The following is a 12,353-nucleotide window of genomic DNA, read 5'->3' as shown; positions in this document are numbered from 1 at the left end:
TTTAATAAAAAATCCCTCAAATTAACGGCTATTCCGCCGAATTTGAGGGATTTTAAGACAAAGAAATTATTATTAAATTATAATTTCTTCGCTACTTTTTTATGGACTTACCGGCTGTTCAGTTGCGGTGTCGGTTTTCTTTTTTTTACCAAATGCGTAAACTATTCCAAAGTGGGTTTTGAGCACACCGCTGTCGAATTTGTCCTTCACGTACGGGTTAAGTTCCAATGCGAGCATAATGCGGCGGTTCATCGGAAGCGGCGAAACACGTACCCCTATATTTACGGAATAACCGTCAATGGTGATCAAATCTGCGTCGGCATCGGCAATGCGATAAAGCGGGTTGAGCCTAAGGCCGCCTCCGATGTACCATTGCGCCACTTCGCCTCTTTTAAGGTTAATCATCGGCAGCAGATCGACGCTCAGGCTGCTGAACAGCGAATTCGTTTGCAGTCGTGTATCCAGCCAGATTGCCTTTTTTGCATTCGTGCTGACGGTCAGTAAGTTGCTCCATGGATAATAACCCACCGACGCTTGCGCCCGGAGTTTTTCCTGACCCAACAGGAGCATCAGCATCAGTACAAAAAGAACTCGTTTCATCGAGGAGTGTTTATCAGCGGCGCATTGCTTTGCCCAGCTTGCCTGCCGCCTGCATGGTATTCATTTTTTTCATCATTTTCCGCATTTCATCAAACTGTTTGATCAGGTTGTTGACTTGCAGAATGGAGGTGCCGCTACCGTTAGCAATGCGTTTTTTGCGGCTTCCGTCGATAATGTCGGGGTTTTCACGCTCCTTTTTGGTCATCGACTGGATGATTGCCTCAATAGGTTTGAACGACTCGTTATCGATATCAAGGTTTTTAATGGCTGAGCCCATTCCGGGGATCATTCCGATGAGGTCTTTCACATTACCCATCTTTTTGATCTGCTGCAACTGGCCGAGGAAGTCGTCAAAATCGAATTTGTTCTGACGCATTTTGGCGTTGATGCGTTTCGCCTCGTCTTCGTCGAATGCCTGTTGGGCACGCTCAACGAGGGAGATCACGTCACCCATGCCGAGGATCCGGCTCGCCATACGATCGGGGTAGAAGGAATCGAGTGCCTCCATTTTTTCCCCGGTACTGATGTATTTGATTGGTTTTTCGACGATCTGGCGGATCGAAAGCGCCGCACCACCGCGGGCATCACCGTCCAGTTTCGTTAGTACAACACCGTCGAAATCGAGTCTTTCATTGAAGGTCTTGGCCGTATTCACCGCATCCTGACCAGTCATAGAGTCGACCACGAAGAGGATTTCAGAAGGTTTTACAGAAGATTTAATGTCTTCCACCTCTTGCATCATCACCTCATCCACTGCCAAACGGCCCGCCGTATCGACGATTACGATCTTTTTGCCCGTCTTTCTTGCGTGAGCAACCGCATTCTGCGCAATATTGACGGCGTTTTTGTTCTCCGGTTCCGAATACACTTCGACGCCGATCTGCTCGCCGAGCACTTTCAGCTGGTCGATCGCCGCGGGACGGTACACGTCGCAGGCGGTAAGAAGCACCTGGCGGCCTTGTTTTTTGAGTAATGCGGCCAGTTTACCCGAGAAAGTCGTTTTACCGGAACCCTGCAAACCGGCGATCAGGATTACTGCCGGGTCTCCTTTGATATTGATCCCTTCGGCATTCCCGCCCATCAGCTCGGTCAGCTCTTCCTGCACGATTTTGACGAACATCTGGCCTGGTTCAACAGAAATCAGGATTTTTCGGTCGAGGGCCTTTTCACGGATGCGGTCGGTAATTTCTTTGGCTACCTTGAAGTTAACATCGGCGTCGACCAATGCTTTACGGACTTCCTTGGTAGTAGCGGCAACATTTATATCGGATATCCTGTCCTTTCCTTTTAGTGTGCGAAAGGCGTTATTAAGCTTGTCCTGTAAGTTTTCAAACATGGAATAATATCTATGGATCTGAACCTGAATTTGAAATAAAACACAAAGGTATAAATAAAATGAGGAGTACAGGAAAGTTACGTCCCGTACTCCTCAATATTCGCTGGTTCGAAGGTTCTGCTTTGCTAGTTCGAGTTCCTGCTTCGGACTTTGTTATTGCTTCAATGCAACGCTCACTTCGGCGGGTTTCGGTGCCTGAATACCGTCTTGCGCGAACTGGCGGCTGATGCCTTCGTGTACATTATAATAGGTGTCCCAATACGTCGCGCTTGGTGTCCACACGCGCACGTCGAAGAAAATGGCATTCTCGGTGAGCTTGGTGACCAGAATATCGTGCGGCACGTCCTTCAATGCAGTCGGGCACGCGTCCACTACCTTTTGTACCGAAGCTCTGATCTTGTCCACACCATTCTGGCTTCCTGCGGCAAATACCATATCGACGCGGATCTTCCCTTTTCCCGAAATATTGGTGATCGGCGACGTGGATAGTGCACCGTTTGGGAGGATAATCGTCCTGTTATCAGGCGTTACCAGGACTGTGTTGAAGATCTGCACTCCTTCGACCGTCCCCGTGAAGCCTTGTGCGTTGATCAAATCGCCTACGCGGTAAGGCTTGAAAATGAGGATCAATACCCCGCCGGCAAAATTGGCCAGGCTACCCTGTAATGCCAAACCGACCGCCAAACCAGCCGCACCCAATACCGCCACGAATGAGGATGTTTCGATGCCCACGATGCCTGCGATACTCAGCAGCAGCATTACATTCAGCAAGACGATGATCAGCGAGCTCAGGAATGGCTGCACGTCACGGTCGACCTTGCGTTTTTCCATCACATTGGTGAGCATCGAACTGATTTTGCCTACAATGAAACGGCCGATGATAAAAGCCAGGAGTGCGAGCAGAATCTTGCCGCCATAGAGTGTTGCCAGCGTCCAGATCTGCGCTTTGATAATGTCAAAATTCATGCGTGTAGAGGTTTTGTTGATAGATGTGAATGACGTGAAAGCGTAAACATTAAATATCTTCCGGTTGCAAAGTGATTTATTCCCCGCAGATTAGCAAAGGGAAAATATTAAATATTCAGGTAGAAATAAATCCGATTAAGGTAGAATAAAAATGACAAAGGGTGAGCAATGGCTGTTTACCATCTGCTCACCCTTCGGTGTATACTTTGCATTTCGCTTATTTCTTGAACTTCGCAGCTATCCAGCGGAACATTTTCTTCTCCTTTTCCCAGAAAAACGAGAACTGGCCCAACAGAAAACCGTACAGCAACAATAAGCTCTGATAAGTAGGGAAAATAAAGAGAATGTAGGTAATGGTTTTGAGCCACATTGGCGTGGTGTCGTCGTATCCGAGCAGATAAAATAGCCCTTTCCGGAGCCATACTACGGACGAACCCGACAAACTGAAAACCGCGAGCACCAATAAAACCTGCCTGGTTGTTTCCAATCCCCATTTTTCCTGCATTTTGCCCAACCAGGGCTGTGCATTCTTTTCTCCGCTTTGCATATGTGTTACTGTATTGACTGCGACTGAATTTCCTGCAAAGAAACAACGCGAATCGCAGAAATCCTTGGTTTTAATGAAGGTTTAATAGCTGAGTTCGTGAAAGGCGACCTATTTATTTGATCTTCAAAAATACCAGTAACCCCAGCACACTCACGATCAAAACACTCGCTGCCGCGGCGGTCATGACCCCGTCTCGTGCGTTCTTGCCCAGGAAATCCAGTCCACTGTATTTGTGCAGGAATGCAAAGCTGAATCCCTCGCGCCGGTTGCGGTCTTCTACCTTTGTGGAAAGGCGGCTGGTTGTTGTTTCGATGTAATACGTCGTGTGATCGGGCGTGTCGTACGCGAGTTTGACGACCGGGAGCCTTTTGTTCACGAAACCATATTCCCCTGCGAAACTCGTTACGAGTGAAGCTTTCTCGACTTCCGCATCCGAAATGGGTGATGAAATTTGCGCTTCCATCAGATCGCAGCAGCTTTCGGCATTGCGCTCTTCTTGCGCTGCGAACTTGCGCGCTAGGTATTTCGCGAAACGGATATTGCCGTCTTCCAGTTTTTTGCCGTCGCGGATGTTGGTATAATCCACCACCGTTTTGTCGGTTTCCCAGTCTTTCCGCATGGTTTGCCAGAAAATATTCTCGCCCCATTTGATCAGTCCGATGTTGTCGACGCCTTTAAGATCGATCACCGACGCCTGGGCGATTTCTTCGGTTTTGATCACGGGGTCGTAAACATATTTCTGACGTTGGTCGGGATCGAGCTTTTGCACGGCATGATAGGCGCCTGAGAATGCAAATGTGAATGTGAAAAGGCTGCACCAGATGCCGATCGAACGATGGTACTTACGCAAAATCCCGCGCTGGTTGCCCGAACGGCCGGTTTTAAACTTTTTCCACATTAATCCGTACACTGCTACCCCGGCGACCGCCGAAAGGATAATGAGGCTCAGGAACGTCACCATTACCGCAATGCGGATCGTATTGTTGGTGATGATATCCATAAAACCCCAATTATGGAAGGTGCCGAATACCCAGATGAATGCTTTGCGCCCCTTGTCATTGAAGGTAGCAAAGCGGCTCTGGCCCGTTTCAACATAAATATCCATCTTCCGGTCGTCGTCGAAGCTGATTTTCCATACTGGCAAAAAGCGGTTCACATACTTGTACTGATCGGTGAATCCGGTCAGTAAAGTGCTGGAAATCATCTTCGATTTGGGCTCGCCGAGCATGTTGCGCGCCATATGTTCGGCATATTTCCGGTCGCCATCGGGCAATTCGGCCCCTGTTGTGGTATTGAAATACCTTAATTTATCATCAACACCTTTTACCTGATACCAGGCATTTCCCTCAAATTTGATTAGCCTGAAATTCTTGAATTCCGTGATCTTGTTCTGGATTAAAACCTGTCCTAGTTGCAAAGTCACGTCCGCCGGCGCAACTGGCTCGGCTTTGTAAAATTCGTGTGCAATGGTCGTTTTGAACCAATGCGACATGAATGGGTGCATGACACCCGATGCGGTCCAGAAAATGGTGGGAATAATGGTCAGCAGTCCTAACATGCGGTGCCAGCGGTAAATGTTCCTGCGGATCGCCTTTTCGGCTTTTGCCTTAAACGATTCTTTCGGTTGAATAGTAATTTCCTCGATCATAATCCGCTATTTTTTGCCGGTGAAGGTGTACTGCGCGCCAAAAACGAATGTCCTCGGTGCGGCAGCGTTGTACGTTGTTCGGTCGGTGGCGCTGTTGCCGCGCGTTGCATTGGTGGCATAGAGCACGTCGGTAAGGTTGAGGACGTTCGTAAACAGCTCGATGCCCTTCCAGTTGTACCCCATCCTCATGTTCAGGACGTCGTAACCTTCGTATCTGACGGTGTTGACCTGGTTTTGATAGTAGGAAGCCACATGTTGCCATTCCACCGACGACCGGAAATTCTTAAACCATTTTGGATAATAACTGAACTCGGTATTCCAGAGCCAGCGTGGCGAGGACGGCATATCTTTGCCATTTACATTCTTGACTGCATCGGACGGGCGGTTGCTCAAAATGAATTCCTCGTACCTGTGAATGGCCGTAGTCCCGCCGAAACGGAAGAAGAATTCCTTCGTCGGTTTGTAGGTCACGCCAAATTCCACGCCGCGGTGCAGCGTCTTTCCTGCCGATTGGTAATCGTAGGAATTATCCGGCAACCGCACATTCAGTAGTTCATTGCGGCCATTCATCTGGTAGAATGCGAGGTCGATATAGATCTTGTTGGCCAGCAATGAGGCCCAACCGCCGATTTCCGCATTGTTGAATTCCGCCGGTTTCAGGTTGTAGTAAAACAGGTCACCGTTTTCGGCCGGTACCGTGCGTTTGCGGAATACCGACGTCAGTCCCGGAGGAGAGAATCCTCTCGAATAGTTAGCATAAATACCCTTTCCTTTACCCAAATCATAGGTAGCCCCGATTTTCGGTGTAACCTTGCTGTACGACTTGCCACCCGAAGTGCTGTCGAGGAAGTTGGTGTAGTTGAAGGACATACGATCATAACGTAGGCCCGCGGACACGCGGAGTTTTGGCAACAGTTCGAAATCATATTGTGTGTAAGCAGCCATATTCTTGATGTCCGCGTCGTAATCCGCATTTTTAATATCCGGACGCTCCTTGACGATGGTATATTTCTCCACCGACTTCTTATCAGCTCGCAACCGGGCAGCCAGATCGACCTGGTAGGACCAGTAGTTTGATGGCGAGAAGTCGAAAACAGCACCTGTGATCAGTTTAGAATTAAGAAAACTGAATCGCTGGCTGTGCTGGGCGAGTATTCCGAGGCTCTTGAAATTGCTCGAATTGATTTCGCCCTTCGCGGTCGTCTGGCCGGACGTCCAGCGGATGCCGTAGTTTGGATTTTGTCCGTGCTCATTCTTTCTTGCAAAAGCGGTTACGAATGTCTGTGAGCCATTTTTCCAGTCTTTTTCAAGCGTAAGCCGACTGCGCAGCGAGTTCACTTTGCGGTAGGTAAAGTCAGTGGTGCTCACATATTGGCGGGAGTAGAATGCAAGGCTATCGACACTGCCGCTGGTTTGCGAATCGTATTTGCTGTAAGCGAGGGTATAAATCAGGCGGGTCGACGGCGTGAAGTGATATTCCAGCCGTGCATTGATCGCATTTTTGTCATAGTCCGAGCTCTTCATCCAAGCATCGCGCTGGCGGGCAACGAACCCGCCCACGTAAATGCCGAACTTCCCGATCATGCCGCCCGCACCATACTGAATGCGTTTGTAGCCCCACTGATCTGCCTGGACGCCGATTTTGGCTGTCGGCAATATGGTGGGGCGCTGCGTGATAAAGTTGATCGCGCCGCCCACTGCTTCGGGGCCGTAAATGGAAGAAACCGGACCTTTTACCACTTCCACAGCGCTGATCGCAAACTGGTTGAATTCCAGAATGGAGTTGTGGTTGAAGACACCCATCGGCCGGATCGGCACGCCGTCTTCCATGTAAAGGAAATAGGCATTGGTCGTAAACGGCTGACGGATCGCCATCGAATGTTGCTCGTTGCCGAGGTTCACCATCATCACCCCCGGTACCTTGTTCACAATCTCGTACATGGCCGTCGGCTTGGCCTCATCGATCATCCGGGGAGTGAGTTTAGAGATGGCGATCGGGCTTTCGGTGCGCAATGTCGCCTCTCGGTTGCCGGTAACGACTACCGATTGCAGGTTTTCCGTAGCGGGATCCAACCCGATCTTAATATTTTTGCCATTTTCGATCTTCACTTCTTTGGCAGAAAATCCTATGCTGGAAATGCGGAGTACCACCTCGGAAGCGGGGCTATTGAATGCGAAATGGCCGTTATTGTCGGTTGTGGTACCAAGATTGGCAGAAACGATCTGCACGGTCGCGCCCGGAATGGGCTCTTTGGTTTGGGTATCGAAAACACTGCCCTCGATGCCCTGTGCCGCCGCCGCGTGCGCACATACATACAGGAAGAATGCCTGTAAAATTACTTTCAGGTTCATTATAATGCTTTAAGAGATTAAAATTCAGTTAGGTATCGTGAATCTTATCTCCTGGGCGGACGCAGCAGTTTGCCGACCGGGGCGGCGTAGAAAAGCAATTGGTGGAAGAAACGAACCGGTTCACGGAACACTGTGACCTCCTGTTCGAAATTGTAAAAGTAGGATTGCGGTGTAAAGAGTTGGATAACAGGTATATTATGAACCTTCTGGGAAGTTTCCTTATCCTGCTTATCCTGTTGTTGTTTGAGTTTTTTAGCCAGGTAACATTTACCGTCGCAACGCAGCTCGGGGCGCTTACGGTTTTCGCAGAGCACCTTGGCAATGTATTCCCGGTTCAGTTTAAAATACGCGATCGTACCCCACGGGCTGAGCGTGGGTAGCATAATAGCTGCAAGCAATATGTAGGCTATGAACGAGCGCATTAAAAAGAGGTCCCTACGCCGGGGTCGGAAAACCGTTTGTCTTTGATAAAATCGTCGTCATTCAATGTTCTCAAAAATGCAATGATCGATTGCTTTTCTGCGCTTGTCAGGCTGATCCCGCGTTTCTGACCTGCGGCATTGAGCAGCGGATCCAAAGTCGGGGAAACGTAAATGCTGTCTTTACTGCCGGGTTTGTCGTTCGCATAATGATCGAGCACCTGTTCCAGTGTCGTGAAACGGCCGTCGTGCATGTAAGGCGCCGTCAGTCCCGCATTGCGCAGGCTTGGTACCTTGAATTTCAGCCGGTCGTCGGCATTCAAAGTAATGGCATACCTGCCCTGGTCGTTTATCCGGTTTGGCGTCAGGCCATTGTTTCTGAATTTCTGGTCTGTAAAAAGCTCTCCGGCGTGGCAGGAAGCACATTTTTGTTTAAAAATACTTAAACCATCCTTCTCCTGCGCAGTCAGCGCGGAAGCGTCGCCTCTTACAAAATAATCGTATCTGGATGTGGCCGAAACCATCGTCATCATAAACTGCGACAGGGCTTGTATCATACGGTCGGCTGTGATGCTATCGCTACCGAATGCAGCTTTGAACATTTTAGGGTAATCCACCTGCTTGGCGGCACCAGCTACCGGCGTTTTCTTCAACTTTTCAATCACATTGGAAACGCGCTCGTCCATTTCCACCTTGTTCTGAATGGGCACCGACGGCACCATATCCAGATCATGCACACCGCCATCCCAGAAGAAGGAAGTGTTCCAGGCCATATTCTGTACCGACGGTGCATTACGCGTGCCGATCTTATCGTCCACCCCATGGCTAAGATCGTGGCCGTGGTGCGTGAATGCGGCCTGCTGCTGGTGACATGTCCCGCAGCCAATATTGTCCGTGCGGGAAAGAATGCCATCGTAGTACAGGAACTTCCCAAGTTCAACACCTTCGACAGTCAGCGGATTTTTGGATAAATCATAAACGGGATCGGGGAAATAGGAAGGTTTTGTCCATTGCAATGGAGTAGGCGTATTGTCCGATGGCTTAGGTTCCGGATCATCGGTGCTGCTCTTTTTGCAAGAGACCGCCAACGCCAGCAACGCCGCCAAAAAGCTCATTATGCCTGTAACCCTCCCCATTTCGGTTGCTTGTGCGATTAATTGATTTTTATCTCTTTGACATTAAACATACCGGCGTAATTGTCGGCGATGATCTTCGAAGAGTCGGAAAACATTACGCCGGAGCTCTTCTTGATGCTCCACTGCGTTGGGCCGTTGAAAATTTTCAGGATATCGGCCTGGATAAGTACATTGGAAACAATGCTCGTCGTAACGATCGCCTTCTGGCCAGGGAAATTCAGTTTGATGGTTTTGAGATTGTTGAGCGTCTTTTCCGTTCTGCCTCCAAAACCGCCGATGTGGTAATAGTATTTGCCGTTGGCAGTTGTTGCCGAATCGGAAGCACCTTCCAGTTTCAGAAAAATATAGCCCGGATTCCAGTCCCAGTACATTGCTTCCTCGTTGGTTGGGCCTGTATCCTTGTCGAGAATTCCCTTGCGCCCGGGTTGGGATGGGTCCATCACACTGCGCAGGCTGTCTATGCCCACCATGAATTCTATACCGGTATAATCGCCGGTCAACACGTTCCGGATCGTCAGCTTTTGCGATCCGGAATTCGCCTCGCGAATCAGGAAATAGCTTGAATCCTGCGGCACCGTAAACACGCGACCGTCGATCCTGGTGAGTTTGATATTCGAAATATAGTAATTCAGCTTGCTGACCGTGAAGTCCTCACCCGAGGCATTGACGTATCTGGTACTGTCGAGCTGCAAATCCTGGTTGCCCACGATATTATCGAATTGCAACTGAATGGTGCCGGTTTCGATGGGGTCGGTATCGTCTTTTTCGTCCGGGAAAGAGCATGAAACCATCAGTAGCCCGGATGCAAGCGCCCATGCCGACAGCCATGAAAATGTTCTTTTCATCATGTGTATTTTGTAAAATAAGAATTTACACGCAGTAGATAGGCGTGCTTTGAGCCGACAAAATTGCAAACAGAATCTGTTCTAACTAATAATAGAACTGCAAACGGGGTGATTTTATGCTAAATCAGACGAGCGGGGGATGAAAAATATCGTCCACCGCGACGCGGGGTGCGAAGCTGGGGGCGAGGGCGAAAACTGCCCGCGGCAGCAATTCGATCCCAACCGGTTGTTTGGTAAAGGAGAAAACCGCGCGCTGGTCCATCACCTGGTCGATCAGCCGCGACATGTAGCTTTTTTCGGCCTGCCTTTTTTCGTGCTCATCGAGCGAAGCAATGCGTTTGGCAAGGTAACATTTGCCATCGCAATGCAGCTGTGGCCGGTTTTTATTCTCGCAAAGGTTCGCGACGATGTATTCACGCCTGATTTCAAAATCCAGGTATAACAAAGGAATCACCCACACTTTGACCAGCATGAGGCCAAGCAGGCTGAGGGATATCCATTGTTTCGCAGAATTTCTCACAATATCAGAAACGAAGGGGCCGGTTTAAGTGGTATTCGATCATGCAAAGGTATTGACGAAAAGGTTAGAAAAGATGTTTTTCTTCATGAGGATACATCACTCACTAGCGTAATTTGTAATAAAGCTGAAATGAAAGACCTCCGGAGTAAAGAAAACGGTTATTGAGCACTGGCGGTGTATAGCCGAAACCCGGATAATACTGCACATAAACGGAGGCTTTGGTCCGCCGACCCATTACGTTTCGCAGTAAAAACCGGAGAGACAGGTCATGACTTAGTTTGAGGTCGTAAGCAATATAGCCTTCCCAGCCTATTGCGACATTATTCCTTTCCTGGAAAGAACCTTCATAATCGCCAAATGTAGGCCCTTCAAACCGAAACTTCCCATTGTACCCGGCAAATGAGATGATAGGGCCATAACCGACGCTGATAAACCGGGGGCGGTATTTGAACTCGTATGAGGCCCGGAAATAAGCCCCCCGGAAACTCTGGGACGGATTGAATTCATCGTATTGATGGGTAGAACCTTTTGCAAAGCCTGCACCGATCACAATACTTGCGTCCGGCTTTTTGATATCAAACCGATAGTAGGGCTCAATGACGATCGTTTTTCGAATGTAATACCAATTGGGTAGGACATACGTGGGTACGCTGTTGATCACATCAAGACCAAGGTAGCGGCCTCTGGTGCTGTCTTCCTGGGCGTAGGTTGTAAACGCCAGCGAGACGATGGTGATGAGAGCGGCGAGTGTTTTCATCATTTGATCTCGACATAAATCCCTGTGGAAGTATCCTGCGCGCCCACCTTCCAGCTATTCGGTGCGACGTAGGTGCCATACCGCACCTCCACTTTTTCGAATGTCGACCGATGCGTGCGGCCATCCCGCGGTTTATTGGCATTCACTACAAATCCGCAATCACCCTTATAGCGGAACTCCCGTTCATAAAAGATTGTCAGGGTGTCTGCGTTTTTTTTGCTGCCTTCATACGTGTATACATATGTAGTGCTATCCGCCCGCAGGGAAATCGGGAATTCTTGTATTCCCGTAATATTTTTGGATACCAGCTGTCCCTTAGAATCCAAGGCATTCAGCGCGAATATGGAGTCTACCTCAGCAGAGTCCAGAAATGTATTTGTGGAGCTTACGACAATTGTCAGTTCGCGCTGTGGACCGCAGAAGACACAGCCGAGAAGCAAGAGCGATACAGACACTGGGATTATCGACATCAAATATTTCATGAAGATCCGGGGGGGTATGTTTCCAGGAGACACAATTTCTTCAAGGAGCGTTGCCCGCCGCAGGATAATCGCTCTTTTTATTGGGAGCAGATTTACAGTATTGTAGGTATATTTGAGAAAAACACACTATGACAACATTAGCACTTGTACGCCCGACCATGTACTCAGAAGAGGAATATCTCCGGCTTGAAAACGACGCCTCTGAGAAGAGTGAATTCTTTCAGGGGAAGATCGTCATGATGGCCGGGGCTGCGCCGAACCATAACCGGATTAAGGATAATTTGGTTGGAGAGATATACCTTGTACTCAAAAAGAACAAATCCTGCAAAAGCTATTCGAGCGACCAACGCATACATATTCCTTCTAATTCTCTTTACACCTATCCTGATATTGTGATCGTCTGCGGACCAAACAAATATTCGGAACTGGATCGCAACACAATTGTTAACCCATCCGTAATTGTCGAAGTACTTTCGCCGTCCACTACTGATTATGATCGAAGTAGGAAGTTCAGGTTATATCGGGACATAGAGACCTTGAAGGAGTACGTGATAATGGATTCCCTCAGTGTATCGGCAGAAGTGTATCGCAGAACAATAGATAATCAATGGCTCCTTGCCGACGACGCTTTTTCTTTAAATGATTCTATCACCATTCAAACAATTGGCGCTACACTGCAAATGGCCGATCTTTACGACGGTACTGAGAATGTAAGCGGCCTCTTTCCCGCGCCCAAAGAGTAATT

13 protein-coding genes are annotated in these 12,353 nt (G+C 48.8%); 1 reads left to right on the top strand and 12 read right to left on the bottom strand.

Going from position 1 to position 12,353, the window contains the following annotated elements; all coding sequences use genetic code 11:
* Positions 1-99 precede the first annotated feature (99 nt).
* The 12 genes from ACTJJJ_RS26220 to ACTJJJ_RS26165 form a co-directional block, all read right to left on the bottom strand.
* Positions 100-600, bottom strand: coding sequence for a hypothetical protein (locus ACTJJJ_RS26220; RefSeq protein WP_440703515.1), 501 nt, complete (start codon positions 598-600; stop codon positions 100-102).
* Between the two features lie 13 nt (positions 601-613).
* Positions 614-1,936, bottom strand: a complete 1,323-nt coding sequence (gene ffh / locus ACTJJJ_RS26215; protein ID WP_188938444.1) for a signal recognition particle protein — start codon at positions 1,934-1,936, stop codon at positions 614-616.
* A gap of 153 nt (positions 1,937-2,089) precedes the next feature.
* Complete coding sequence (locus ACTJJJ_RS26210; protein WP_188938443.1) at positions 2,090-2,902, bottom strand: mechanosensitive ion channel family protein; 813 nt, start codon at positions 2,900-2,902, stop codon at positions 2,090-2,092.
* A 217-nt stretch (positions 2,903-3,119) separates the two neighbouring features.
* Positions 3,120-3,449 carry a DUF6787 family protein gene (locus ACTJJJ_RS26205; RefSeq protein WP_019944969.1) on the bottom strand — a complete coding sequence of 110 codons (330 nt, stop codon included), beginning with the start codon at positions 3,447-3,449 and terminating at the stop codon, positions 3,120-3,122.
* Positions 3,450-3,561: 112 nt separating this feature from the next.
* On the bottom strand, positions 3,562-5,097 hold the full coding sequence (locus ACTJJJ_RS26200; protein WP_440703514.1) for a PepSY-associated TM helix domain-containing protein: 1,536 nt from the start codon (positions 5,095-5,097) through the stop codon (positions 3,562-3,564).
* 6 nt (positions 5,098-5,103) lie between these two features.
* Positions 5,104-7,449, bottom strand: coding sequence for a TonB-dependent receptor (locus ACTJJJ_RS26195; RefSeq protein ID WP_440703513.1), 2,346 nt, complete (start codon positions 7,447-7,449; stop codon positions 5,104-5,106).
* 44 nt (positions 7,450-7,493) lie between these two features.
* Complete coding sequence (locus ACTJJJ_RS26190; RefSeq protein ID WP_440703512.1) at positions 7,494-7,871, bottom strand: hypothetical protein; 378 nt, start codon at positions 7,869-7,871, stop codon at positions 7,494-7,496.
* A complete protein-coding gene (locus ACTJJJ_RS26185) occupies positions 7,871-8,983 on the bottom strand; it encodes a cytochrome-c peroxidase (protein ID WP_440703511.1) in 1,113 nt (370 codons plus the stop codon). Before ACTJJJ_RS26185 ends, ACTJJJ_RS26190 begins: the two co-directional genes overlap by 1 nt.
* 38 nt (positions 8,984-9,021) lie before the next feature.
* Positions 9,022-9,852, bottom strand: coding sequence for an MbnP family protein (locus ACTJJJ_RS26180; protein WP_440703510.1), 831 nt, complete (start codon positions 9,850-9,852; stop codon positions 9,022-9,024).
* 121 nt (positions 9,853-9,973) lie between these two features.
* Complete coding sequence (locus tag ACTJJJ_RS26175) at positions 9,974-10,369, bottom strand: hypothetical protein (RefSeq protein WP_229223245.1); 396 nt, start codon at positions 10,367-10,369, stop codon at positions 9,974-9,976.
* A gap of 103 nt (positions 10,370-10,472) precedes the next feature.
* Positions 10,473-11,129, bottom strand: coding sequence for a hypothetical protein (locus ACTJJJ_RS26170; RefSeq protein ID WP_440703509.1), 657 nt, complete (start codon positions 11,127-11,129; stop codon positions 10,473-10,475).
* Positions 11,126-11,608 carry a hypothetical protein gene (locus ACTJJJ_RS26165; protein WP_440703508.1) on the bottom strand — a complete coding sequence of 161 codons (483 nt, stop codon included), beginning with the start codon at positions 11,606-11,608 and terminating at the stop codon, positions 11,126-11,128. The genes ACTJJJ_RS26170 and ACTJJJ_RS26165 overlap by 4 nt, the downstream gene beginning before the upstream one ends.
* A 128-nt stretch (positions 11,609-11,736) precedes the next feature.
* Here ACTJJJ_RS26165 and ACTJJJ_RS26160 point away from each other — a divergent pair, with 128 nt between their 5' ends.
* Positions 11,737-12,351 carry a Uma2 family endonuclease gene (locus ACTJJJ_RS26160; RefSeq protein WP_426292213.1) on the top strand — a complete coding sequence of 205 codons (615 nt, stop codon included), beginning with the start codon at positions 11,737-11,739 and terminating at the stop codon, positions 12,349-12,351.
* Positions 12,352-12,353: the final 2 nt, after the last annotated feature.

The organism is Dyadobacter sp. 22481 (assembly GCF_052044875.1).
Taxonomy (GTDB): Bacteria; Bacteroidota; Bacteroidia; order Cytophagales; family Spirosomataceae; genus Dyadobacter; species Dyadobacter endophyticus.
Note: the sequence above shows the minus strand (reverse complement) of the source record. Positions and strands in the feature narration are given on the sequence as shown.